Genomic DNA, 23,480 nt, shown 5'->3' with positions numbered 1-23,480 from the left:
GGGGGGGGGGGGGGGGGGGGGGGGTGGTTTGGCTGTGCTTGTCGTGGAGGTTGCGGCACGGATCTGTGGGGTAGGGAAGATAGATCGGAAGGTGGGAGGGGGCTGCAGGAGCCTGAGTGGGGGTGTGTTGTTCAATAGAACCCACAATAACGTGTGATCTGGGCAAGGGCCCGCTCGGTACAGGGCTGCAGCAGCGAACAATTGAGGTGCGGGGAACGTAGAGAGTAGTAGCGCACGGTGGCGCCAGTGGGTTCTCCACGGCTCGTGATGGCAGGTTGCACAACGAATGGTCTGGCTTGCCGGGTCCCGGTTGAGGGGTGCGGATTGGCGGTGCGGCGCGCTCGCCCGGGAGGGCGGCGCCCGCGGCGAGGTGTGCACCGATGGCCGATGAACAGGCGCACCCATACCACCCGATTGTGTACGTGCGCGGGTATGCGGGGACGCAGCACGCCATTGAAGAGGCGACGTCGGATCCGTACATGGGTCTGAATGCCGGGTCGTGCCGGCTGCGGCAGCTGTGGACGGGGGATGTGGTCCGGCATTTCTTTGAATCGCCGCTAGTCCGGCTGATGAAAGAGCACGGGTACCTGGATGTGTTCAATGGCGGGGAGGCGCTGGCGATGGGGCGGAAGGTGCCGGCTCGCTCGGTGGTCATCTACCGGTACTACGACACGGTGTCGCGGGACTTTGGTGATGGCAGCGATGGGGAGATTGAGGGGTATGCGAGGGGGTTGGCGCGGCTCATTCTTGATGTGCGGGATCGGGTGGGCGGGGGAGAGGGCTTCCGGGTGTACCTGGTGGCGCACTCGATGGGCGGGCTGATCTGCCGGTGCATGCTGCAGAACGGTTCGCTGGGTGGCGACGAGGCGGAGCGGAGGGTGATCGCGGAGGCTCGCGGGGTGGTGGACAAGGTGTTTACGTACGCGACTCCGCACGACGGGATTGATCTGAGGCTGCTGGGCAACGTTCCGGGGTTGCTGTCGACCAACCACGTCGATACGTTCAACCGGGAGCGGATGGCGCGGTACCTCGGCCTGCCGGCGGGGCACTCGGGGAGCGTGGCGACGCTGAACGGAGCGTTCGATCCGGAGCGGTTCTTCTGCCTGGTGGGGACCAACGACCGGGACTACGAGGTGGCGATGGGGATGTCGCGCCGGGTGGTGGGGCCGATGAGCGACGGGCTGGTGAAGATCGAGAACGCGTGCGTGTCGGGGCGGTGGGAGGGGCAGGAGAGGCATTCGCCGCGGGCGTTCGTGCACCGGAGCCATTCGGGTCCGTACGGGATCACGAACTCGGAGGAGGGGTACCAGAACATGGTGCGGTTCCTCTTCGGGGACGTGCGTGTGGACGGGGAGCTTGAGGTCTCGTCGCTAACGCTGCCGCCGGAGGTGGAGAAGAAGAGGGACGAGGGCCGGCGGATTCGGGCGTCGTACCACTTCGAGACGGTTGTGCGGGTGCGCGGGGCGATGTGGGACCTGCACCGGCGGGTGACGGCGGAGGGGTCGGCGAGCTTCGCCGCGTATGACGAGTTGCTGGTCGAGCAGCCGGGCGGGGGGCGGGCACCCGGGCGGAGGCCGCACCTGTTCTCGACGTACCTGAGTTGCCGGTCGCGCGTGAACACGGAGCGGGTGTCGCTGGGGTTCAGCGTGGACCTGGGGGTGCTGGTTCCGCAATACGAGTGCGACGGGTTTCTCATGTTCCGCGATCACTACGACGGCGGGTATCTCTTTCGGGACAAGATCAACATCGAGGCGATCCCGCCGGAGGAGGAGGGGGGCGAGTGGCGGTTGCGGTACGGGTACGACTCGAAGACGCCGAACCGGACGTCGAGGGAGGCGACGGGGGAGGCGGGAGCGGATGGGCGGATCCGGTTCAGGATTCCGGTGCAGCAGCGGACTCGGCCGGGGATCGAGGCGGTGCTGGTGCTGACGGCGCGGGCGTGGAACGAGGTGTAACGAGGGGCGGGGCGGCGGGGGCAGTGGTCCAGGAGCGGCCGAGATGGCACAGCAGATTGCTCGCGCGGCGGGGCTGGAGGGGTGGATCGGCGCCCTGCTGCTGGCGATCGTCGGCGGGCTGGTCGGGACGGTGCCGTCGTCGGCGCCCAAGAGTCAACGGCCGGTGACGCCACCGGCGGGGGAGAGTGTGGTGGCGTCAACGGATGGGGCGCTGGTGCGATCGTGGGAGGATCCACTGGGGGCGGCGAGGGCGGCGATTGTGGGGTCAAAGGGTGCGGGGAGGGAGCGATGGAATTGGAATGGCGAACTGTCTATCAGGGGGCCCGAGATCCCTGGGAATGTGAGCGTGCTAGCGGTTGAGATGGGAGACTCGCCGACCGCCGAGGGGGAAGAAGAGCGGATGAGGACGCGTCAGGCGGCGATCGCGGCGCTGCACCGGTTGGGGTATGCGCCGGTGGCGCGGTGGCGACGGCGGGTTGACTACGTCGAGGTCGGCGGGGAAGACGCGCGGCCGGTTACGCTCGGATCGATCATGGCGTACGAGTGGTGGGAGCCCGATCCGACGCGCGCGGAGCGGGCCGGGTTCAATGATCAGTGTCTGGTGCTGTGGTTGGGATCGCGGGTGATCCGAGATGAGGATGGGAGCCCGCTGCGCAGCCTGGAGGAGCTGGTTTCAAAGCTCCGCAGAGCGAACGACATTGTCCGTGTGGTTCAGCTTCGCGGGAACTCGGACAACCTGAGGACGAGTGTGCTGGAGTGGGCGAAGCGTCACGGAGAAGACAAAGGGAACAAGATGATGGTGGCGAGCATCAATGCCACCTCGACGGCCGACTCTCGGCTCTTGTTTCCGAATGTGCAGCAGGGCACGGTGTTGGCGAAATGGATCGACGTGCAGGCGGGTGACGGGGTTAAGGTGGCGCCGGGTTGTGTGAACCGGGTGCTGGGATCGGACTGGCAGCTCCTGGAACGGATGGTCATGGAGTTGGAGCTCAGGGGGATCAGGCCGCAGAACGGGCGGGATGTCGTGGTGGTGGTGCATGAGCGGGATTCGGCGTGGGGACGGGCGTGGCCGGAAACGCTGCGACGGGTGATTGGTGACACGACGGACGCGGATATCCGTACGATCGGCTTCCTGCGCACGGTGGACGGGGACACGTTGAGCGTGCCGCGAGCCCGGAGCGATGACCGGTCGGCGGGCGGCACGGCGGCCACCGGGTCGTCGGCGCCGGACATGGCCTCGGCGGTGGCGTCGGCGGGTCAATCGCAGCTGGACTATGTCTTCCGGATGCTGCGGCAGACGCAGCGGGATCTCAACCGGTCGCGGGAGGGGCGGCTGCGGGCGGTGTTTGTGGGAGCGAGCGACCCGTGGGACGTGAGGCCTCTGGTGCAGATGATCCGCCGGAACTTTCCCGACGTGCTGGTGCTGACCACCGACCTGTATGGGCAGCACGAGGATGTGGCGAACTCTGAGGTGATGCGGAACCTGGTGGTGGTGTCGCACCTGGGGCTCTCGTGTCACTCGGTGCTGCAGAGGGATATCCCGGCGTTCCGGAGTTCGTACCAGACGGCGCAGTTCATCGGTGTCTTGCGGGGGATGTCGCTGGGGCGGGTTGACGAGGCCGCGGCGGTGCTGGCCGGGAAGGGCAACGAGGCCAAGCGTCCTGCGATCAGGGGCGTGCTGACCGGCGAGGTGATGCCGGGCGGGCGCACGTACGAGGTCTCGACCGATGGAGCGGTCGACCTCAGCATCGCGGGGCCTGCGGAGCCGCCCCGGGACTGGATCTACTACCACGAGGCGGCGGGGCCGCCGGTGCTCGGGTTTGCGTCGATGCCTGCCGGCAGGATCGTGCTGCTGCTCGTGCTGGCGGGGGGGATCGGGCTGAGCGTGCTGGCGTCGCGGATCAGGCTGGATGATCCCGGCCGGGTTTCGACGCTGAGGTGTTACGCCCTTCTCGGGTTTCCGCTGGCTCTGGCCGGCCTGCTGTGGGCGACGGGGACGCTCCACGAGGCGTCGCACATTGTCGGGTATCTGCTTGTGGTTCTCTCCATCGCCGGGGTGGGGCTGTTCGTGGTGTGGACGTGGCGGTTCGGCGAGGGGGCGTGGTATTCGGAGGTGTCCCGCAGGTCGCTCCCGTGGCGGTCGTTTCACCGGTGGGGGTTCATGGGGATCGGGGTGCTGTGGGCGCTGGTGGCCGCGTGCATCGCGATGATCGCGGCGGGGTCGGGGCCGGACGGAGAGCCGTTCTCGTGGGGGAACGGGATCAGCGTGTGGGTGCCGGAGATCGTGCACGTGGTGACGATCGCGCTCGCGGTCGTGTTCCTGTGCCGGTACGCGATCGCGACGCGGTGGCGGCACACGGGGCGGACGTGGGGGCGGGAGTTCTTTTCGCGCGAGGCGTGGAGTTCGGGGTGGAAGAACTTCGGTGTGATCGATTGGGAGCCGCCGTGCAGGAAAGGGTCCAACGGCGAGGTGCGGGTGGCGAAGCTGCAGCTTCAGCTCGAGGCCAGGCTGAGGCCGGCGGCGGTGGCGCTGCGCATTTTGCTGCTCGCGGTTCCGTTCGGGGTTGGTGTCGTGGCGGTGTACATCCTGGCGGATTCGTCGGCGCACGGCGTGCGGGGTGTCGTGGCGCGGGCGATCGACACGACTTTGACCACGATGGTCGTCGTGCTGGTGAACGTGGTCGTGTTCGTGGTGTGGGACGCGGCGAGGGTGCACACGAGGTACATCTCGAACCTGGCGTCTGGGAGGTCGCGCTGGCCGGCGAGGAAGATCCGGGAGGCGGGCCGGGAGTATGGCGTTGACCAGAGCCTGGTGGGCTACCTGCTCGACGTGCAGGACATCGCGCAGCGGACGGCGGTGGTCAACTCGCTGATCTACTGGCCGGTGGCGCTGATCCTGCTGTCGGTGCTGAGTTACCACCCGCGGTTCGACCGGTGGCCGAGCGACCTGAGTTCGCTGGGCCTGTTCGGCGTGTCGCTCTCGATCGCGGTGTACGCGGGGTACATGCTGCGGCGGGCGGCGGAGCGGGCGAGGGGGATCGAGATCGAACGGCTGCAGCACGTCGTAGCGCGGCCCGATGTGCACCCGGACGCGGAACGGCTGAGTTCGCGGGAACTCGTCATAGAGTTCAAGTTGCCGGTACGTCCCGGCGGGCGGGGCAACCCCAAGGAGTTCTTTGCGGTCGGGTACGCGGAGGGCGTGCCGGTGCCCCTGAACCCGCACGCCATGCGCCGCCTTGGGGAGAGTTGGGCGAACGGTGCCAATGTCGAGGATGTCGATCTTTCGGACTTGGAGCGGGGTCCGACCGGGGGGCTCCTGTGCACCACGACAAGGGCGCGGGAGGTGCAGGGGGTAGTGATCCGCGCGTTTTCCATGGCGCACGGGGAGGAACTCTCGCAGTGGGCGGCTCGGCGCGCGCGGCAAGCGGAGCGGCTGATCGACCAGATGAAGGGGATGCGGGAGGGGGCGTTCGCGGCGTGGCAGGACGACCCGTTGTTCCGAGCGATCGCGCTGCCGCTGCTGGGGTTCGCGGGCGTGCAGGGAGCGTCGTGGATCGCGTCGATCCTGCAGCGGTAACGTTGGGCGCGAGGATCACCTCGCGCCCGCAGGGCCGGCGCTTGGAACGGGGGTATGGGCGGTGCTACCTTCGGCGGCGGAGGAGGGCGGTCGCCGCGGCGGGGAGGAGCAGCGCGGGGGCTGCGGGGGTGGGGATGGGGACGATCTGGATGCCGGTGATGGCGCCGAGCGCGCCGTTGATGGAATGGACATCGATGGTGATGTTCTGGCCCGAGGAGAGCGAGACGGAGTTGAACGAGTGCGTCACTCCCTGGGTGAAGGCGTTCGCCCAGACGCCGCCGACGACCTGCATGCCCTGGGCATTGACGTCGAAACCAGAGGAGAGGGGACCGAACGTCCAGGTGTAGACGAAGACGTCGTAGTTCCCCGGCGCGAGGCCGCTGACGGTGTAGGTCTCGAAGAAGGGGATGGCGAGGAAGTCGTCGAAGAGGGCCTCGTCGTCGCCGAGGGTGAGGGGATCGTTGAAGCCTGAGGCGAACCCGCCGGTGGCGGTGATCGCGGCGGCGGTGACGGAGCCGCCGGTGTCGAGGAGGTTGCTGAGCGTGCCGCCGGCGTAGGCGTTCCAGACGCCGGGCTGGGCGGCGGCGGCGCCGTAGGCGTTGGAGGGAGTGGGCGTTGCGGCGCCCACATCGATGTTGAACGACTGCGCGAGGGCGCTGGACGCGAGCAGGCCGGTTACCACGAGTTGGACCGAGACGCTGAGCATCTTCTCTCTCCTCAAAGTCCCCCCGGCCCCCGGATGGGGGGCGGAACCGGTGGCAGGAATGCGACCGGCTCGACCGCATAACAAGATACATCGGAAGCGATTGTGAGCCGCGCGGGCGACGACCGCTCGGGGTCGGTTGGCATCAGGTCAGGGCTCGGAAGAAGCCCGTTCCCGTTGTGGGCTGTGATTTCGGGAGCAGGGCACGATTGGGGCTCCTGCGGTATGCTGGTGGCCCCGCTGACCCGGGGAACTCAGGAGGCGTCCATGGCGAGGGTCGATCTTCACCTGCCGCAGGTTCAGCGGCTGGGCGAGACATCACGGGTGGACTCGTGGTGGGTGCAGCCCGCCGCGGTGTTTGCGGGGTTGATGGGGTTCATCGTGTATTCGACGTGGGCGGCGTTCCAGGGGGCGCACTACTCGTATTCGGGGGGCGGGGCGGAGTACTTGTCGCCGTTCTATTCGCCGCTGCTGTGGGAGGCGCCGGGGCAGGCATCGGGGCATGCGTGGTTCGGGGCGGCGCCGGGGTGGCTGCTGAAGATCTGGCCGGCGTTCATCCCGTTTTCGCCTGCGCTGTTGATTCTGTGGGCGCCGGGCGGGTTCCGGTTCACCTGTTACTACTACCGGGGGGCGTACTACAAGGCGTTCTGGGCGGACCCGCTGAACTGCGCGGTTGGGGAGCCAGGGTTCCGGGGGAAGAAGTACCGCGGCGAGCGGAAGTTGCCGCTGATCCTACAGAACGTGCACCGGTACTTCCTGTACCTGGCGCTGGGGTTCCTGGTGATCCTGGCGTGGGACGCGATGAAGGCATACTGGTTCCACGGGGCGCCGGGGAGCGCCGGGGGCGAGGGGGGGCGGTTCGGGATCGGCGTCGGGTCGCTGGTGCTGACGATCAACCCGATCCTGCTCGGAGGCTACACGCTGGGGTGCCACTCGCTGCGGCACCTGGTGGGCGGGCGGTGCGACGAGATCGGGGAGGGGGCGAGGCGGTCGGCGTACGAGTGTGTGACGTGCTTGAACAAGCGGCACATGCTGTGGGCGTGGATGAGCCTGGTGTGGGTGGGGTTCACGGATCTGTACGTGCGGATGTGCTCGATGGGCGTGTGGCACGACTACCGGATTCTCTGAGACGAGAGGACGAGGCGCGATGGCGGAGTATCAAACTCACGAGCACGATGTCTTGGTGATCGGCGCGGGCGGCGCGGGGCTGCGGGCGGCGATCGAGGCGTCGGCGGCGAAGGTGTCGGTGGGGCTGGTGTGTAAGTCGCTGCTGGGCAAGGCGCACACGGTGATGGCCGAGGGCGGGGTCGCCGCGGCGATGGCGAACGTGGATGATCGGGACGGGTGGCGGGTGCACTTCGCGGACACGATGCGGGGCGGGCAATACCTGAACAACTGGGTGATGGCGGAGATCCACGCGAAGGAGGCGCCGGACCGGGTGAGGGAACTGGAGGCGTGGGGGGCGCTGTTCGACCGGACGCAGGACGGGCGGATCCTGCAGCGGAACTTCGGGGGGCACAAGTATCCGCGGCTGGCGCACGTGGGGGACCGGACGGGGCTGGAGATGATCCGGACGCTGCAGGATCACGGGATCCACCAGGGGATCGAGGTGTACATGGAGCACACCGTGACGACGCTCCTGAAGGACGGGGACCGGGTGGTGGGGGCGTTCGGGTACGACCGGGAGCGGGGGCGCTTCCGGGTGTTCCGCGCGAAGGCGGTGGTGCTGGCGACGGGGGGGATCGGTCGGGCGTACAAGATCACGAGCAACTCGTGGGAGTACACGGGGGACGGGCACGCGCTGGCGTACGAGGCGGGGGCGGACCTGATGGACATGGAGTTCGTGCAGTTCCACCCGACGGGGATGGTGTGGCCGCCGAGCGTGAGGGGGATCCTGGTGACGGAAGGGGTGCGCGGCGAGGGTGGGAGGCTGGTGAACAACAAGGGGGAGCGGTTCATGTTCAACGACATCCCCGACCTCTATAAGAACCAGACGGCGAAGGACGCGGAGGAGGGGTGGCGGTATGTCACGGGAGACAAGGAGGCGCATCGGCCGCCGGAGTTGTTGACGCGGGACCACGTGGCGCGGTGCATTAACCGCGAGGTGAAGGCGGGGCGGGGCTCGCCGCACGGTGGGGTGTTCCTCGACATCGCGTGGATCAAGGAGAAACTGCCCAACGCGCCGGAGCACATCAAGAAGAAGCTGCCGAGCATGTACCACCAGTTCAAGGAACTGGCGGGGGTTGACATCACGAAGGAAGCGATGGAGGTGGGGCCGACAACGCACTACGTGATGGGCGGGGTGCGGGTGGACGGGCAGACGCAGATGACGAGCGTGCCGGGGCTGTTCGCGGCGGGAGAGGTGGCCGCGGGGCTGCACGGGGCGAACCGGCTGGGCGGGAACTCGCTGTCGGACCTGCTGGTGTTCGGGAAACTGGCCGGGGAGCACGCGGCGAAGTGGGCGAGCGGGCAGGGAGAGAGCCGGGTGGAGGCGTCGCAGGTGGAGGGGGCGGCGAAGGCGGCGCTGTCGCCGTTTGATCGGCCCGGCGGGGAGAACCCGTACGGGGTGCAGCACGAGTTGCAGGACATGATGCAGGACAAGGTGGGGATCGTGCGGACGGAGGCGGACATGGCCGCGGCGCTGGATGGTCTGGCGGTGCTGCGTGAGCGTGCGGCGCGGACGGGGATCGACGGGAACCGGGAGTACAACCCGGGGTGGCACACGGCGCTGGACCTTGGGAACCTGCTGACGGTGTCGGAGGCGGTGGCGCGGTCGGCGCTGGACCGGCGGGAGAGCCGGGGCGGGCATTTCCGCGAGGACTACCCGGAGAAGTCGAAGGAGTTCGCCGGTCACAACACGGTGGTGAGCAAGGCGGGCGACGGTTCGATGCGGCTGAGGCGGGAGGCGATCCATCCGATGCGGGAGGATCTGAAGAAGGTGATCGAGGAGCAGAAGTAGGCGGTGGGCTGAGAGAAGAAGGAAGGTGTCGGTGGCCGCGAGAGTCCAGACCATTCGGCCGATGCTGGCGGTGAGCGACCTGCCGCGCACGATGGCGTTTTATTGCGATCGCCTGGGGTTTCGGTGCGTGTGTACGTTCGGGGAGCCGCCGGTGTGGTGCGACCTGGTGAGGGACGGGCAGTCGATGATGTTCAACGCGCCGGGGAAGGAGGCGGTGGAGCGGGACGTGCCGCGGCGGTCGAAGGACTACCAGATCTACTACTTCAACTGCGACGATGCGGCGGGGCTGCACGCGGAGTTGTCGGGGCGGGGGGTGGCGGTGTCCGCGATGCGGGTGACGGCGTACGGGATGAAGGAGTTCGAGGTGCGGGACCCGGACGACTACTGGCTGTGGTTCGGGCAGGAGACGAGTGAACCGCCGACGGTTCGGGAGTAGCAGCGCGATGCCGAGGGCAACATTCCGCATCTGGACGGGGCAGGGGGAGGGCGCGGCGTTCAAGGACTACGCGACGGAGGTGTCCGAGGGGATGGTGGTGCTGGACGCGGTGCACCAGATCCAGGCGGAGAGCGCGCCGACGCTGGCGTGCCGGTGGAACTGCAAAGCGGGCAAGTGCGGGTCGTGCTCGGCGGAGGTGAACGGGAAGCCGCGGCTGATGTGCATGACGCGGATCGGGGACCTGGACCTGTCGATGCCGGTGATCATCGAGCCGCTGAAGGCGTTCCCGCACGTGAAGGACCTGGTGACGGATGTGTCGTGGAACTACCGGGTAAAGAAGCGGATCCGGAAGTTCTCGCCGCGGAAGCCCGATGCGCCGGACGGGACGTGGCGGATCAAGCAGGCGGATGTGGAGCGGGTGCAGGAGTTCCGCAAGTGCATCGAGTGCTTCCTGTGCCAGGACGTGTGCCACGTGCTGCGGGACCACCAGAAGCACGAGGAGTTCGCGGGGCCGCGGCATTACGTGTACATCGCGGCGCTGGAGATGCACCCGCTGGACACGGGGGACCGGGTGAAGGAGCTGCGGGACCGGGACGGGATCGGGTACTGCAACATCACCAAGTGCTGCACGAAGGTGTGCCCGGAGCACATCACGATCACGGACAACGCGATCATCCCGCTGAAGGAGCGGGTGGTGGACGAGTTCTACGACCCGGTGACGAAGCTGCTGCGGATCTTCCGGCCGCGGAAGGCGGAGTAGTTCGGGGTCGTTCATCGGGGCAGGGCGGGCGGAACGGAGAATCGGCGATGTTCGAACTCAGGCCGATCACGAGAGAATCAATCCCGCGGGCGCTGGCGAAGGCGGAGCGGTACCGGCTGCTGGATGAGCCGATGGAGGCGGAGAGCATCTGCCGCGACGTGCTGGCGATCGACGCCGGGAACACGGAGGCGGTGCAGTGTCTGCTGCTGGCGCTGACGGATCAGTTCAACGGGCATACGGCGCGGCCGGAGGAGGCCAGGGGGCTGGCGGGGCGGCTGGGCTCGCCGTACGAGCGGGCGTATTTCGCGGGGGTGGTGGAGGAGCGATGGGCGAAGGCGATGCTGCAGTCGGGGTATCCGCTGACGTCGGTGTTCACGCAATTGACCGCGGCGATGGAGCACTTTGAGGGGGCGCGCCGGCTGGCCCCGTCGGAGAATGATGACGCTGTGCTGCGGTGGAACACGTGCGTGCGGATCATCGAGCGGCATGGTCTGAGAGCGGCGGAAGAGGACGCGGGGCACGGCGAGGTCTCGCTGGATGACGATGTGCCGTTGAGGTAGGCATTTCGGCGCGGGTCGGCGAGGGGTGCAAGGGGCGGGCGGGCAGGGGACATGGGAATACTGGTCGCGGAGGTGGAGTTTCCGCGGGCGCCGGCTGAGTGGAGCGCCGGCGTGGGAGTGTCGCGTTGCCGGCCCGAGATGCTCGGATGTGTGCCGGTGGTGGTGTGCCAAGTGAATGAGCGATGAGGCCGCCGCGCTGGACGCGGCGGCGCGGTAGTCGCGCGGGCTCAATCGCAGACTCAACAACCAGGAGCAAGCCATGCACGTCAGGAATACAACACGTGTTGACGGGGCGGTGGGTGTCTGCCGTCGGGGGGCTCTGGTCGTCGCAGGAGTGATGGTCGCGGCGGTGTCGGGCGCCTGGGGTCAGCCGCTGCCGAACCCGATCCCGGAGCCGCTGCCGCGGGATGGGGCGCGGGTGAGGCTGGTGCCGCTCGCCGCGGGGCTGACGGCGCCGAACTGGGGGACATCGGCGCCCGGGATGCCGGGGCTGCTGTTTGTCACGGATCAGACCGGGATTGTGTGGTCGATCGATGTGGCGACGGGCGCGAAGAGCGTGTTCATGGATCTGGGGAGCAGGCTGGTGTCCGTGGGGATCGCGGGGCCGGGGACGTACGACGAGCGCGGGCTGCTGGGGCTGGCGTTCCACCCGGGGTTCGCGAGCAATGGGTTGTTGTACACGTACGAGTCGCGGCCGGTGGAGGGGACGGCGGACTTCACAACGCTGCCCGTCTCGACTCCGGCGAATCACCACACGGTGATCACGGAGTGGCAGGCGGCGACGCCGGTGGGTGCGGGGGGGGTGAGCATGGGGAGCGCGCGAGAGGTGCTCCGGATCGCGCAGCCGCAGTTCAACCACAACGGCGGGGCGATCGCGTTCGGGCCCGATGGGTACCTGTACATCGCACTGGGCGACGGCGGCGCGGCGGATGATCAGGGGAACGGGCACGGCCCCGACGGCAACGCGCAGGACTTGGGCGTGATCCTCGGGAAGGTGCTGCGGATCGACGTGAGCGGCACGAACAGCGCGAACGGGCGGTACGGGATCCCGGCGAGCAACCCGTTTGTCGGGGCGGTCGGGCTCGACGAGATCTACGCGTACGGGCTTCGGAATCCGTTCCGCTTCTCGTTCGACTCGCTGACGGGCGAGTTGTGGCTGGCGGATGTGGGGCAGAACCACATCGAGGAGATCAACCTGATCAAAGCGGGCGGGAACTACGGGTGGCGCGTCAAGGAGGGGACATTCCTGTTCGACGCGAACGGGAATGGGGCGGGGTTCGTGTTCAAGAACTCGCCGGGGCAGCCGGCGGACATGATCGACCCGGTGGCGCAGTACGACCACGACGAGGGGATCGCCGTGGTGGGCGGGTTTGTGTACCGCGGCGGGCGGATCCCGGCGCTGTACGGGCGGTATGTCTTCGGCGAACTCTCACCGCAGTTCGGCGTGGAGCCCGGGCGGCTGTTCCACCTCGACGGCGCGATGGCGATCCACGAGATGCGGTACGCGGGGATGCCCCTTGGGCTGACGCTGCAGGGGTTCGGGACCGACGGCTTCGGGCGGCTGTACGCGATGGGCAACTTCACCGGTCTGCCGGGCGACACGGCGGGGATGGTGCTCAGGCTGGAGCCGGCGTGCGCGGCGGATTATGACGTCAGCGGGACGGTGGAGCCGGCGGATGTCGCCGCGTTCGTGCAGACGTGGGCGAGGGCGCTGACGGAGGGGACGCTCGAGGCGGACTTCGACACGAACGGCGAGATCGGGCCGACGGACCTGTCGGGGTTCGTCAACGACTGGTTCGTAGCCGTGCTGACGGGGTGTTGATGTGTTCGGGGCGGGGTGCGGGGTTCCGGGCTTGCCGTGAGGCGGGCCCGGAATTTGGGCGGGGGTGCGGGTGGGGGCGTCGGGGGACCAGCCTGGCAATGATGCGGGAGTGGGGGTCGTCGGAACCGGCGGCTCGCCGCGGGAGTGTTGGTGGCTGGGGTGCCTGGAATCCGCATGGACCATCGATCGAGAGAGCAGGCGCATCTGTCGGTGCCGGTGGGCGTCCTGCTGATCGTGGTGACGCTGATCGGGTGGTCGAGCGTGCCGCTGTTCATCAAGCACTTCTCGCACCTGATCGATGCGTGGACGAGCAACGGGTGGCGGTACGGGTTTTCGGCGCTGGTGTGGCTGCCGGTGCTGGTGTGGGGGTGGCGGGCGAAGCGGCTGCCGGCGGGGCTGTGGCGGGCGGCGCTGGTGCCGGCCCTGTTCAACACGCTAGGGCAGGCGGCGTTCGCGTGGGCGCACTACAAGATCGAGCCGGGGCTGCTGACGTTCGGGCTGCGGCTGCAGATCGTGTTCATCGGGATCGGCGTGTACCTGCTGTTCCCGGCGGAGCGGGGGATCGTGAGGAGTTGGCAGTACGCCGTGGGGTTCGTGATGGTGCTGGGGGGCGGGACGGCGACGGTGTTCCTCGGGCAGTCGCCGCTGGCGGGGGCGGAGGCGGCCGGGGTGGCGCTGGCGGTGGGGTCGGGGGCGATGTTCGCGGCGTACGCGCTGGCGGTGCGGCGGTACATGGTGGGGATGAACTCGGTGATGGCGTTCGCCGCGATCAGCCAGTACACGGCGGCGGTGATGGTGGCGCTGATGCTGCTGCTGGGGGAGCGGATGGGGGCGACGGCGCTGGCGCTGTCGAACGAGCAGATGGCGCTGCTGTTCGCTTCATCGATGATCGGGATCGCGCTGGGGCACGTCTTCTACTACATGAGCATCGCGCGGCTGGGGGTGGCGGTGTCGACGGGGGTGGTGCAGCTGCAGCCGATCCTGGTGTCGGTGGCGTCGTACTTCCTGTTCGGGGAGGTGCTGACGGCGTGGCAGTGGGCGGCGGGCGCGGCGGCGATCACCGGGGCACTGCTGATGCTCAGCGTGCAGGGGAGGATGGGGCGAGGCCGGGCGGCTCGCGCTCAGACGACGTCGACGCCCGCGGACGAGGCGACCGACAGGCCGGCGGAGACCAGGAGCGAGCGGATGGCGACGGCGTCGGCGACGGAGAAGGCGCCCGTGTCGTAGGAGTCGAGGTCGAGGACGCCCCAGGCGCGGTCGCGGGTGTCAAGGCAGGGGATGATCAGTTCGGAGCGGTCGCGCACGTCGCAGGCGATGTAGCCGGCGCCGAGCCGGGCGACATCGGTGACGACCAGGGGGCGGAGGTTGTTGAAGGCGCGGCCGCAGGCGCCGGCGAGGGAGATCGGGGAGCAGGCGGGCTTGTCGCGCCGGGGGCCAAGGACCATCTCATTGGAGCCGGGGGAGTGGAGGTAAAAACCGACCCAGGAGATGGAACGACCGGGGCCCTGGGTGTCGTGTCCGTAGGCGGTCCAGAGAGCATCGACGAGGGCGGGCATCGCCTGGTCCCGCGCCAGTGGGGCACGGGGCAACTGAGAAGCGATCGCGCTGTAGTCGCGTGGCGTACTGGGCATCATGCGGGCTGAGCGTCGATGGCGGCGGAGATGGGCCCCGCGGCACGGAGCTCGGGTTACAGCGTGGCGCTGGTGTAGGGCAGCAGGCCCATGAACCGCGCACGCTTGATGGCCTGGGAGATCAGTTTCTGCTCCGCCGCGGAGGACTGCAGGCGCTTGCGGGCGTAGATCTTGCCGTTGGGGCTCATCATGCGGCGGAGGTCTTCGACGTTCTTGTAGTCAACGAAGATCTTGCCGGTGCCGGACTTCTTGGCGACCTTGATCTTGGGAGTGGCCCCGAAACGGTTGAAACGGCTCATGCGGAAGGCTCCGTCGTGGTCTTTCGGCCCCGGTGTCCGGGCAACGGCCCGGGTCGCAGGGCGACGGTTGGGATGGAGAGTTTAGGCAGGGGCTGGGCGAGCGGAAAGGGGGGCAAAGGAGGGGCTCAGGAGCGGGCAAAGAGGGAATCGATCGCCAGCCGGGGGCGGGGGGTGAGGGCGATGGCGAGGGCGGCGGCGATGAGGAGGCCGTTCTCGGCGATCTTGCAGGGGCCGATTGGGCCGGAGCAGATCAGGCCGTGCTCACCGAAGCAGCCGCAGCTGATGTTCAGGCCGCGGCTGAGCGCGGAGATGACCAGGCCGGTGAAGAGGATGAGCATGGCAGAAGCGACGGCGCCGGCGGCGCGGGTCCAGAGGCCGAGGATCAGGAGCACGGCGCAGAGGGCCTCGGTCCAGGGAACGGCGAAGACGGAGAGTTGGATGAGCGAGTCGGGGAGACCGGTCTGGAACGCTTTGATCGCGTTCGAGAAGTCCTGCGGGCCCGAGAGCATGGCGCCCGGGGGGGCTGGTCGGAGCTTGGTGTACGCGGCGAGGGCGAAGATCACCCCCATCGCCAAGCGGATAGGGACGACGAGGCATGTCCATCCCTTGAGGATGGTGGAAGAGCAGGCCGGGTTGGTGTCAGAGGTAGTCACGGCGTCGCCGGGGCTCCGGTCTCGCTTGGGTAGCCCATGGCGGCCCAGCCGGTCCAGCCATCGTGGAAGACGCTGACGTTGATGAAGCCCGACTGCTGAAGAACGAGCGCCACGTCCTCCGAGGCTTCGCAGTTGTTGCCGCCGATGCAGTAGACGATGATCGGCTGGTCCTTGGCGATCTGCGAGAGGATGGCGGGCGGCGTGTTCCTGCGGAAGAGCGTGAGCGGGGCGAGGTGGGCGCCCTTGATGTGGCCCGCGGCGAACTCGTCGGCAGACCTCGCATCGAGGAAGATGGCGAGATCGAAGGTGTGCTGGTCGAAGGCGTCCTGGAGGGAGATGTGACCGGGCTTGAGTTTGTCCGCTGGCGTGGGGACGAAGGGCTGGCCGGACGGTGGCGTGACGACAGCCGGGGGTTTCTCGATGGCCTTTGGCGGCGCCACTTCGGGGGACTTGGGCGGGGCCTCGGCGCTTGGTCCGTGGGCTGGGCTCTTGACGGTTTCAAGGCGCAGTTTCACGGGACGCAGGCGGGAATCAATGAAGCCAGCGCCGACGCCTACGGCGATGATGATCGCCGCTTTCGCGAGGATGGACCAGGGGCAGCCCATCAGTGGCTCGGGCCGGCGGGCTTCTGGGCGGCGTCGTCGTGGGAGTGGCCGGCGTGCTCGTTGTTGAAGGCGGGCTTGGTCGCCTGCTGCTGGATCTGGGCCTGGTTGGCGACGATGTTGGCGTAGAGGGGGATCTTGATCTCGGCCTCGCCGGGGATGTCGGTGAGGAGCGTGATCTGGCCGCGGGCCTGGCCGGGGAGGCCGGGGGTGACGCCGACGACCTTGATGAGGTAGCCCGGGTTGCCGTTGACGGTCTGGGGCTCGAAATCGGCGGCGAGGTTCATGCCGGTGGGGCCCTCGACGTCGATCGCCTTGATCTCGAAGGACTTGCCGAGGCGGTTGTCAATCTGGGCGAGGGCCTCGAACTGCACGGAGGGGGCGTTGGTGCGGACGATGACCATCTGCGGGGAGACGCGGGACTCGCCGACGATCATCCCGCCGACCATGGACTGCACCGTGGGCTTGCGGGTGTCGTTGGTGTTGATGGTGATCTGGGTGTTCTGGATGCCGGGCGTGCTGCCGGCCTTGAAGGTGACCTCGATAGGGACGCGGACGAGTTTCTCCTCGCCGTCCATGTAGGGCTCGGAGGGGAGGACGTTGACGGAGAACATCTCGCGGTTGGCGGCTTCGGCGCTGGTGACCTTGAACTCCGGGTCGCGGCCGATGACGTGGAGGGTCTGCTTGGCCTCCGTGTTGATCATCGTCTCGTTGAACTGGACCTTGGCGCTGTCGACGTAGACGAAGGGCTTGACGTTGGAGGAGATGTTGATAATCAAGGGCTGGATCGAGGGGTCCTCGAGCGCGACGGTGACGGTCTTGGCCTGCACGCCCAGGCGGCCAGCGGGGTCAAAGGTGGCGGTGATCTCGCCGGTCTCACCGGCCTCGTAGACCATCTTCGAGAGCGTGGGGACCGTGCAGCCGCAGGAGCCATTCACGGACTTGATGTGGACGGTCTGGCCGGAGGTGTTCTTGAACTTGAAGACGTGGCTGACCTTCTCGGTGTCGGGGATGTCGCCCCACGTGAAGGTGAGTTCGTCGAAGGTGAGCGGGAACGAGGCGGCGGCATCGGGCTGGCCGGCCTGGACCTGGTTGGCCGGGACCGGGGCGAGGGGGTGCTGCGGCTGCTGGGGCTGGAGCTGGGCGGTCGCCGCGGCGAGGCCGGAGATCGCGGCGATGGTGAAGGCGGTGGCGGGCAGGGTGCGGCGGGTGGTCTTGGACATCGTCCTCGCTCCTGGAAGTTCGGTGCTTGGCTTCGTGATCGCCGCGGGCCTGGGGGCCGGCGATCGGGGTGATTGGTTCGGGGCCCTCACTCTAGACGCTGGTTCCGCGCAAATCGGGCACGATCGGTTGCAGAAAATGTGGTTCGGACCGAACGGTCCGCTCCACGAACTTACGCGGGGGCTGGGTCGAGAGTTTCCTCCTCGGCGCCCGCCAGATCGCCCGAGAACCTTCTGAGGCCCCCCGCGGCGAACAGGTCGAGGGCGGCGTGGATGTCGTCGGGGCCTCGGGCGAGGCGGATGGCTTCACGGAGCGGCTTGCACGGACCCAGACGTTTGGCGAACCAGGAGATCCGGCGGCGGACCTGCGTCATGGCGTAGTGCTCGTGCCGGAACTCGAGCATCATGACGAAGTAGCGGCGGATCGTCTCGATCTTCTCGGATTCGGACGGGGTGGGCGGGAGGCCGCGGCCGGAGAGGAGCGACCAGGCATCGCGGAAGAGCCAGGGGGTGGAGAGGGCGCCGCGGCCGATCATGACGCCGTCGCAGCCGGTGCGGTCGAGCATGACCTGGACGTCTTGGGCCTCGCGGACGTCGCCGTTTCCGATGACCGGGGTGTTGGGGCTGACGGCTTTGACCGCCTGGACAACGCGGGCGATGCCGGCGTGGGAGACCTCGCCGGCGAACTTCTGTTCCGTGGTGCGGCCGTGGATCGTGATCGCGGCGGCGCCGGACTGGACGAGCCGGGGGGCGAGCCACTCGGCGACGGGGTGGTCGTTGAACCAGCCGAGGCGGAGTTTGGCGGTGACGGGGATGTTGTCGCGGGCGACTTCGGCGGCGATGGCCTCGACGAGACGCTGGGCGCGATCGGGATCGCAGAGGAGCTTGGAGCCGCCGTCCTTTTTGGTGACCTTGTCGACCGGGCAGCCCATGTTGATGTCGATGACGGTGGCGCCGTGGTCAGCAGCCCAGCGGGCGCCCTGGGCCATGATGGCGGGGTCGCAGCCGTAGAGCTGCATACCGACGGGCTTGTCGAGGTCATTGGTGCGTGCCAGGTCGAGGCTGGTGGCGGTGCCGCGGAGCAGGCCCTGGGGGGAGAGGAGATCGGTGCAGGCGAGGCCGACGCCGCCAAAGGAGCGGCAGATCAGGCGGTAGGCGAGGTCGCAGTAGCCCGCGATCGGGGCGAGGAGGAGGTTGGTCTGGAGCTGGACCGGCCCGATGCGGAGCATGGTGGAGGATGGTAGTGCGGGCACGCGGGACGCGAGGCGTGCCTGAAAGGGACGCCGGGCGAATCCGAACACTAGTGGCGAGCGTCTGATCCGTGCGGGGTTGCGGTCCATAGACTAGGCCCACGTGTACCAATCACTCCTCACCCGCCGTTACATGACCAGCAAGGTGATGCCGCTGCTTTCGGCGGTGGTGGTGCTGCTGTGCACGATGATGGTGCTGCTGGTGTGGTCGATCATGGGGGGCTTCCTCGACATGCTGCTCTCGTCGGGGCGGACCCTGATGGGGGATGTGTCGATCACCTGGCCGACGACAGGGTTTGCGCACTACGACGACCTCATCAAGCGGCTGGAGAAGGCGGGGGGGATCGAGGCGGCGGCGCCGCTGATCGAGGCGGGGGGGATGATCAACCTGCCCGACGGGCGGACCGAGCCGGTGTACATCAAGGGGGTCGACGGGCCGAGCTACGCCAAGGTTGTGGACTACGCATCGACACTGTGGTGGAAGCCGATTGATCAGCCGACGTCGAAGGACAGCGCGGGGCGGGACTGGCGGCTTCAGCGCGCGACGGCGGAGGCGCCGGCGCCGAACTGGGCGCAGTTGCTGCAGGACGGGCTGAGGCTCCAGGAGAGCGACCCGGCGAGCGGGGCGCTGGTTCCCGCGGCGGTGCTGGGGATCGAGGTCACGGGGTTCAACGAGCGGCACGTGGGAGGGTGGTACACGCCGCGGCCGTACGGCGTGCGGAACGAGGACGGGGCGATCGAGTGGCGTCCGGAGTTCATGCCGCGGGGCCAGGTGACGATCAACGTGTTCCCGATGGACCGCAAGGGGCGGACGATCGACGTGGTGTCGCGGACGATCCCCGTGGCGAACGAGTTCAAGAGCGGCATCTACGAGATCGACAGCAAGACGGTGCTGGTGGAGCTGGGACTGCTGCAGCGGATGCTGAAGATGGACGAGGCGCTGCGCCTCAGGCCCGGGAAGGTGGACCGGTACGCGATCGAGGTTGATCCGGTGACGGGGAAGGAGCGGACGCCCGAGCCGCAGACGATGGGGGTGGAGCCGGCGCGGGTGACGACGGTGCTGGTGCGCGGGGCGAGGGATGCATCGCCGGACGATGTCGCGGCGAAGTGCCGGGAGGTGTATGCGGAGTTTGAGAAGGAGCACCGGGGGGAGGTCCCGCCGGTGTCGGGGATGGTGGGCGGGGTGATCATCCAGACCTGGCGGGAGCGGCAGGGGTCGTTCGTGAGCGCGGTCGAGAAGGAGACGGTGACCGTGCTGCTGATCCTGATGGTGCTGTCGGTGGCCGTGTCGTTCATGATCCTGGCGATCTTCTGGGCGATGATCAGCGAGAAGACCAAGGACATCGGGGTGCTGCGCGCGATCGGGGCAAGCCAGGTCGGGATCGCGTGGCTGTGGCTGCGGTACGGGATGCTGATCGGGGTGACGGGGTCGCTGCTGGGGGCGCTGACGGCGTGCACGATCGTGTGGAACATCAACCCGATCCACGAGTGGATGGGGCGCGTGACCGGCGTGCAGGTGTGGGACCCGAAGATCTACTACTTCGTGACGATCCCGAACGAGGTGGTGCCGTGGAAGGTGGCCGCGGTGGTCGCCGGTGGTGTGGTGTTCAGCCTGCTGGGGGCGTTGATCCCGGCGTTCCGGGCGGCGAGGCTGGATCCAGTGGCGGCGCTGCGGTTTGAGTAGGGCGGGACGGCCGGGTGGGCCGGTCAAGGAGACGGATGGTGCTGCTGGCGGCCAAAGACGTGCACAAGACGTACCGGATGGGCCGGGTGGATGTGCCCGTGCTGCGCGGGGCGTCACTGAGCGTCCAGAAGGGGGAGTGCGTGGCGGTGCTCGGGGCCTCGGGCTCGGGCAAGAGCACGCTGCTGCACCTGCTGGGCGGGCTGGATCGTCCCGATCGGCAGCGGGGCAAGGGCGGGGATGTGGTGTACGGCGGGCAGTCGCTGAACGAGCTCTCCGGGGCCAGGCTGGATCGGTTCCGGTCGGAGACGGTCGGATTCGTGTTCCAGTTCTACCACCTTTTACCTGAACTGAACGTTGTGGAGAATGTTCTCGTCAGCGCGATGGTGCGGTGGGGGAGGCTGGGGTTTCGGTCCCGGCGGAGCGAGCTGGTGGGTGAGGCGTCGGCGCTGCTGGACTCGTTCGGCCTTGGGCATCGGCTACGGCACCGGCCGGCCGAACTGTCGGGGGGCGAGCGGCAGCGGGTCGCGATCGCGCGGGCGCTGATCAATGATCCGCCGCTGCTGCTGGCGGACGAGCCGACAGGGAACCTGGACCGGGCGACGGGGAGATCGATCCTGGATTCGATGGACGCCCATCGGGCCAGGACCGGGCGGACGATGGTGCTGGTGACCCACGATGCGGAACTGGCCGAGCGGGCCGACCGGGTGGTCCACCTGCACGATGGACGCGTCGAGGCGGGGAGGCGGCAGCCGACCGGATGAGCGGCCGGATGTGCACATAGAAGCGCCCCAAGGTATGATGTTCGTGTGCGAGGGACGCATCAGTCAGCCACGACCAATGAGGCTCCAACCTGGCGCTTCGCCGAGGCTGGAACAGATGGTTGCGCTGTGTGGCGATCGGCGGATGGGCGGGTCGCGGGGACGGTGAGCTCGACGGGGTCGGGGCTGCCTGTGGTGTTCCTGCACGGGTTGGTGGGGCTGAACGAGCACTGGGAATCGGTGGTCGACCGGGTGAAGCACCGGGTGCGGTGCATCCTGTTCGAGTTGCCGCTGCTGCAACTGCGGGGCGATGACTGCTCGATCCAGGCGGTGGCGCGCCTGACGGCGGAGTTTGTGCGGGAACTCGGGGAGCCCGTGGTACTGGTGGGCAACTCCTTCGGAGGGCACGTGGCGCTGCGGATCGCCCTCAACGACCCGGCGTTGTGCAAGGGGCTGGTGCTCGCGGGGTCGAGCGGGCTGGTCGAGAAATCCATGGTGAGCGATGTGCAGATCAAGCCCAGCCGCGGATGGCTGGAGCGGAAGATCGGCGAACTCTTCTACGACCCGGCGAACATGCGCCAGGAGGATGTGGACCGGGCGCATCGGGAGTTGTCGGACCGGCACGGGGCGAGGGCGATGGTGAAGCTCAGCCGGTCGGCGCGACGGGACCACCTCGGCGACCGGATCGGGGAGATCAGGACGCCGACGCTGCTGGTGTGGGGACGGCAGGACATCGTGACGCCGCCCGAGGCCGCGGAGGAGTTTCACAGGCTGATCGAGGGGTCGCGGCTGGTGTGGCTGGACCGGTGCGGCCACGCGCCGATGATGGAGGGAGCGGAGGGGTTCGCCGCGGCGCTGCTGGAGTTTGCGGCGGAGTTGGAGCCGCGGGCGGCGCGAGGGTGAGATGATGGCGGGAACCGCCGAACGATCTGTGGTGGCGACGTCTGGTTCCGGGCCGCGCGGCGGCGGGCGGAGGTGGACATCGCTGATCGGTGTGGCGCTGTCGGCGCGGCTGGCGCGCCGGATCCGGCGGCTTGACGACCGCGAGTGGTGGGCGCGTTGCATGGCCGAGGTGCAGGTGCGGCAGTTGCGGTGGCTGCTGTCGCGGGCGAAGGGGACGCAGTTCGGGAGGTCCCACGGGTTCGCGGAGCTCGGGAGGCTGAGCGATGCGGAACTGGTCGCCGGGTTTCGCGCAAGCGTGCCGCTGGCGGACTACTACGCGTTCCGGACGCCGATCTCGCGGATGAGGGAGAACGGGGAGCCGGATGTGCTCTGGCCGGGGCTGGTGCGGGACTTTGCGCAGACGTCGGGCACGACGGCGGGGGACAAGTACATCCCGGTCACGCGGGCGATGCTGCGGAGCAACTACCGGGCGGCGCTGGATCTGTTCGCGAACGCCAGCCGGTTCGGCGTGCCGCTGGCGCGGGTGCTGGGGGGCAAGTCGCTGTTCCTAGGCGGCTCGACGGACATCGCGTGCAACGAGCACGGCGTGAGGACGGGGGACCTCTCGGGGCTGGTGACGCCGATGATCCGGTGGCCGCTGACGGAGATCTACCTGCCGGGGCCCGAGATCGCGCTGATGTCGCACTGGCCGAGCAAGATCGAAGCGATGGCGGAGCGGTGCGTGGACGAGGACATCCGGATGATCAACGGGATGCCCTCGTGGACGCTGGTGCTCTTCGAGCGGGTGCTGGAAGCGGCCCGGCGCCGGGGGCGGCCGGCGGAGACGGTGCGGGACGTGTGGCCGAGCCTCGAGCTGTTCGTGCACGGCGGGGTGAAGTACACGCCCTTCGAGCCGCGGGTGCGGCAGTTGTACTCGGGTTCAGCAGACGGGGATGACATCCCGACGAGGCTGGAGCTGTACCCGGCGAGCGAGGGGTTCATCGCGATCCAGGACACGCGGGGGGAGCCGGGGCTGCGGCTGCTGTCGGACATCGGGATCTTCTACGAGTTCGTGCCCCTGGAAGAGATTGACTCTCCGACGGCGCGGGCGTTCACGTGCGAGCAGGTGGAGCCGGGTGTGCGGTACGTCGTCGTGATGAGCACGTGCGCGGGGCTGTGGAGGTACGTGATCGGGGACGTGGTCGAGTTCGACACGATCTGTGATGCGCCGCGATGGGCCGCGGGCGCCCGGAGAGGGGAGGGGCAGCGGGGGCCGAGCCGGCTGCGCATCGTGGGCCGGCACCGGCACTTCATCAATGCGTTCGGCGAGAATCTCATCGTCGAGCACATCGAGAACGCGGTCGCCGCGGCGGCTCGCGAGGCGCGGGTGATGGTGGGGGAGTTCACGGCGGCGCCGGTGTACCCCGGCGAGGGCCGGCGCGCGGGGCTGCAGTTGGCGGTCGAGATCGATGGGAGGCCGACGGGGGCGGTGATCGAGGGCTTTGCGGAGGCGTTCGACGCCGCGCTCAAGCGGCAGAACGTCGACTACACGACCAAGCGGACGGACAACCTGGGGATGGCGCCGCCGACGGTGTCGCCAGTCGGGACGGGAACGTTTCATAGGTGGCTTGAGTCTCGCGGCAAGCTGGGGGGACAGCACAAGTGCCCGAGGTGCGCGAACCACCGTGAGATCATCGAGGGGGTGCTTGCGGCGGGAATCCCAAAATAG

Annotated in this window: 20 protein-coding genes; 13 read left to right on the top strand and 7 right to left on the bottom strand. The window is 68.3% G+C overall.

Annotated features, from left to right (window positions below; genetic code table 11):
• Window positions 1-380: 380 nt before the first annotated feature.
• Both KF745_05400 and KF745_05395 read left to right on the top strand, forming a co-directional pair.
• Window positions 381-1,955: a hypothetical protein gene (locus KF745_05400; protein ID MBX3357846.1), complete on the top strand. Its 1,575-nt coding sequence runs from the start codon at window positions 381-383 to the stop codon at window positions 1,953-1,955.
• A gap of 43 nt (window positions 1,956-1,998) precedes the next feature.
• Window positions 1,999-5,532, top strand: coding sequence for a hypothetical protein (locus KF745_05395; protein MBX3357845.1), 3,534 nt, complete (start codon window positions 1,999-2,001; stop codon window positions 5,530-5,532).
• A 64-nt stretch (window positions 5,533-5,596) separates the two neighbouring features.
• On the opposite strand, the gene KF745_05390 is transcribed toward KF745_05395, so the two are convergent.
• Window positions 5,597-6,238, bottom strand: a complete 642-nt coding sequence (locus KF745_05390) for a hypothetical protein (GenBank protein ID MBX3357844.1) — start codon at window positions 6,236-6,238, stop codon at window positions 5,597-5,599.
• A gap of 264 nt (window positions 6,239-6,502) precedes the next feature.
• Here KF745_05390 and KF745_05385 point away from each other — a divergent pair, with 264 nt between their 5' ends.
• The 7 genes from KF745_05385 to KF745_05355 all read left to right on the top strand — a co-directional run bounded on the left by KF745_05385 (window position 6,503) and on the right by KF745_05355 (window position 13,999).
• Window positions 6,503-7,363, top strand: coding sequence for a hypothetical protein (locus tag KF745_05385; protein ID MBX3357843.1), 861 nt, complete (start codon window positions 6,503-6,505; stop codon window positions 7,361-7,363).
• A gap of 19 nt (window positions 7,364-7,382) precedes the next feature.
• Window positions 7,383-9,194, top strand: coding sequence for a fumarate reductase/succinate dehydrogenase flavoprotein subunit (locus KF745_05380; GenBank protein MBX3357842.1), 1,812 nt, complete (start codon window positions 7,383-7,385; stop codon window positions 9,192-9,194).
• A 31-nt stretch (window positions 9,195-9,225) separates the two neighbouring features.
• Entirely contained in the window at window positions 9,226-9,630 is a 405-nt protein-coding gene (locus KF745_05375) for a VOC family protein (GenBank protein ID MBX3357841.1), read from the top strand.
• Window positions 9,631-9,637: 7 nt separating this feature from the next.
• A complete protein-coding gene (locus KF745_05370; GenBank protein MBX3357840.1) occupies window positions 9,638-10,390 on the top strand; it encodes a succinate dehydrogenase/fumarate reductase iron-sulfur subunit in 753 nt (250 codons plus the stop codon).
• A 47-nt stretch (window positions 10,391-10,437) separates the two neighbouring features.
• Window positions 10,438-10,950 (top strand): hypothetical protein, encoded by a 513-nt coding sequence (locus tag KF745_05365; GenBank protein MBX3357839.1) that lies wholly within the window; start codon window positions 10,438-10,440, stop codon window positions 10,948-10,950.
• 259 nt (window positions 10,951-11,209) lie between these two features.
• Entirely contained in the window at window positions 11,210-12,772 is a 1,563-nt protein-coding gene (locus tag KF745_05360; protein MBX3357838.1) for a PQQ-dependent sugar dehydrogenase, read from the top strand.
• A gap of 174 nt (window positions 12,773-12,946) precedes the next feature.
• Complete coding sequence (locus KF745_05355; protein MBX3357837.1) at window positions 12,947-13,999, top strand: DMT family transporter; 1,053 nt, start codon at window positions 12,947-12,949, stop codon at window positions 13,997-13,999.
• Here KF745_05355 and KF745_05350 read toward each other — a convergent pair.
• From KF745_05350 to dusB, 6 genes are all read right to left on the bottom strand, one after another.
• Window positions 13,894-14,406, bottom strand: a complete 513-nt coding sequence (locus KF745_05350; GenBank protein MBX3357836.1) for a hypothetical protein — start codon at window positions 14,404-14,406, stop codon at window positions 13,894-13,896. The genes KF745_05355 and KF745_05350 overlap by 106 nt on opposite strands.
• Window positions 14,407-14,459: 53 nt before the next feature.
• Window positions 14,460-14,702 carry a 30S ribosomal protein S18 gene (gene rpsR, locus KF745_05345; GenBank protein ID MBX3357835.1) on the bottom strand — a complete coding sequence of 81 codons (243 nt, stop codon included), beginning with the start codon at window positions 14,700-14,702 and terminating at the stop codon, window positions 14,460-14,462.
• Window positions 14,703-14,827: 125 nt separating this feature from the next.
• The gene (locus tag KF745_05340; GenBank protein ID MBX3357834.1) at window positions 14,828-15,355 is read right to left on the bottom strand and encodes a DoxX family membrane protein; all 528 of its coding nucleotides are present in this window, start codon (window positions 15,353-15,355) and stop codon (window positions 14,828-14,830) included.
• Window positions 15,352-15,960 carry a hypothetical protein gene (locus KF745_05335; GenBank protein ID MBX3357833.1) on the bottom strand — a complete coding sequence of 203 codons (609 nt, stop codon included), beginning with the start codon at window positions 15,958-15,960 and terminating at the stop codon, window positions 15,352-15,354. Before KF745_05335 ends, KF745_05340 begins: the two co-directional genes overlap by 4 nt.
• Window positions 15,960-17,180, bottom strand: coding sequence for a DUF1573 domain-containing protein (locus KF745_05330; protein ID MBX3357832.1), 1,221 nt, complete (start codon window positions 17,178-17,180; stop codon window positions 15,960-15,962). The genes KF745_05335 and KF745_05330 overlap by 1 nt, the downstream gene beginning before the upstream one ends.
• 170 nt (window positions 17,181-17,350) lie before the next feature.
• Window positions 17,351-18,406: a tRNA dihydrouridine synthase DusB gene (dusB, locus tag KF745_05325; protein ID MBX3357831.1), complete on the bottom strand. Its 1,056-nt coding sequence runs from the start codon at window positions 18,404-18,406 to the stop codon at window positions 17,351-17,353.
• 124 nt (window positions 18,407-18,530) lie between these two features.
• On the opposite strand from dusB, the gene KF745_05320 reads away from it, so the two are divergent.
• The 4 genes from KF745_05320 to KF745_05305 are packed head-to-tail and all read left to right on the top strand — an operon-like array spanning window position 18,531 to window position 23,480.
• Window positions 18,531-20,111 (top strand): ABC transporter permease, encoded by a 1,581-nt coding sequence (locus tag KF745_05320; protein ID MBX3357830.1) that lies wholly within the window; start codon window positions 18,531-18,533, stop codon window positions 20,109-20,111.
• 38 nt (window positions 20,112-20,149) lie between these two features.
• The gene (locus KF745_05315; protein ID MBX3357829.1) at window positions 20,150-20,872 is read left to right on the top strand and encodes an ABC transporter ATP-binding protein; all 723 of its coding nucleotides are present in this window, start codon (window positions 20,150-20,152) and stop codon (window positions 20,870-20,872) included.
• 45 nt (window positions 20,873-20,917) lie between these two features.
• Window positions 20,918-21,772: an alpha/beta hydrolase gene (locus tag KF745_05310; protein ID MBX3357828.1), complete on the top strand. Its 855-nt coding sequence runs from the start codon at window positions 20,918-20,920 to the stop codon at window positions 21,770-21,772.
• Window positions 21,773-21,803: 31 nt separating this feature from the next.
• Window positions 21,804-23,480: a GH3 auxin-responsive promoter family protein gene (locus KF745_05305; protein ID MBX3357827.1), complete on the top strand. Its 1,677-nt coding sequence runs from the start codon at window positions 21,804-21,806 to the stop codon at window positions 23,478-23,480.

Source organism: Phycisphaeraceae bacterium, from assembly GCA_019636655.1.
GTDB lineage: Bacteria > Planctomycetota > Phycisphaerae > Phycisphaerales > UBA1924 > JAHBXB01.
Note: the sequence above shows the minus strand (reverse complement) of the source record. Positions and strands in the feature narration are given on the sequence as shown.

Bases quoted from the DNA above. Each gene is read 5' to 3' on its own strand.
- KF745_05335 (MBX3357833.1), bottom strand. From the start codon at position 15,960: ATGGGCTGCCCCTGGTCCATCCTCGCGAAAGCGGCGATCATCATCGCC.
- KF745_05350 (MBX3357836.1), bottom strand. From the start codon at position 14,406: ATGATGCCCAGTACGCCACGCGACTACAGCGCGATCGCTTCTCAGTTG.
- KF745_05380 (MBX3357842.1), top strand. From the start codon at position 7,383: ATGGCGGAGTATCAAACTCACGAGCACGATGTCTTGGTGATCGGCGCG.
- KF745_05370 (MBX3357840.1), top strand. From the start codon at position 9,638: ATGCCGAGGGCAACATTCCGCATCTGGACGGGGCAGGGGGAGGGCGCG.
- KF745_05365 (MBX3357839.1), top strand. From the start codon at position 10,438: ATGTTCGAACTCAGGCCGATCACGAGAGAATCAATCCCGCGGGCGCTG.
- rpsR (MBX3357835.1), bottom strand. From the start codon at position 14,702: ATGAGCCGTTTCAACCGTTTCGGGGCCACTCCCAAGATCAAGGTCGCC.
- KF745_05355 (MBX3357837.1), top strand. From the start codon at position 12,947: ATGGACCATCGATCGAGAGAGCAGGCGCATCTGTCGGTGCCGGTGGGC.
- KF745_05330 (MBX3357832.1), bottom strand. From the start codon at position 17,180: ATGTCCAAGACCACCCGCCGCACCCTGCCCGCCACCGCCTTCACCATC.
- KF745_05390 (MBX3357844.1), bottom strand. From the start codon at position 6,238: ATGCTCAGCGTCTCGGTCCAACTCGTGGTAACCGGCCTGCTCGCGTCC.
- dusB (MBX3357831.1), bottom strand. From the start codon at position 18,406: ATGCTCCGCATCGGGCCGGTCCAGCTCCAGACCAACCTCCTCCTCGCC.
- KF745_05385 (MBX3357843.1), top strand. From the start codon at position 6,503: ATGGCGAGGGTCGATCTTCACCTGCCGCAGGTTCAGCGGCTGGGCGAG.
- KF745_05395 (MBX3357845.1), top strand. From the start codon at position 1,999: ATGGCACAGCAGATTGCTCGCGCGGCGGGGCTGGAGGGGTGGATCGGC.
- KF745_05400 (MBX3357846.1), top strand. From the start codon at position 381: ATGGCCGATGAACAGGCGCACCCATACCACCCGATTGTGTACGTGCGC.
- KF745_05360 (MBX3357838.1), top strand. From the start codon at position 11,210: ATGCACGTCAGGAATACAACACGTGTTGACGGGGCGGTGGGTGTCTGC.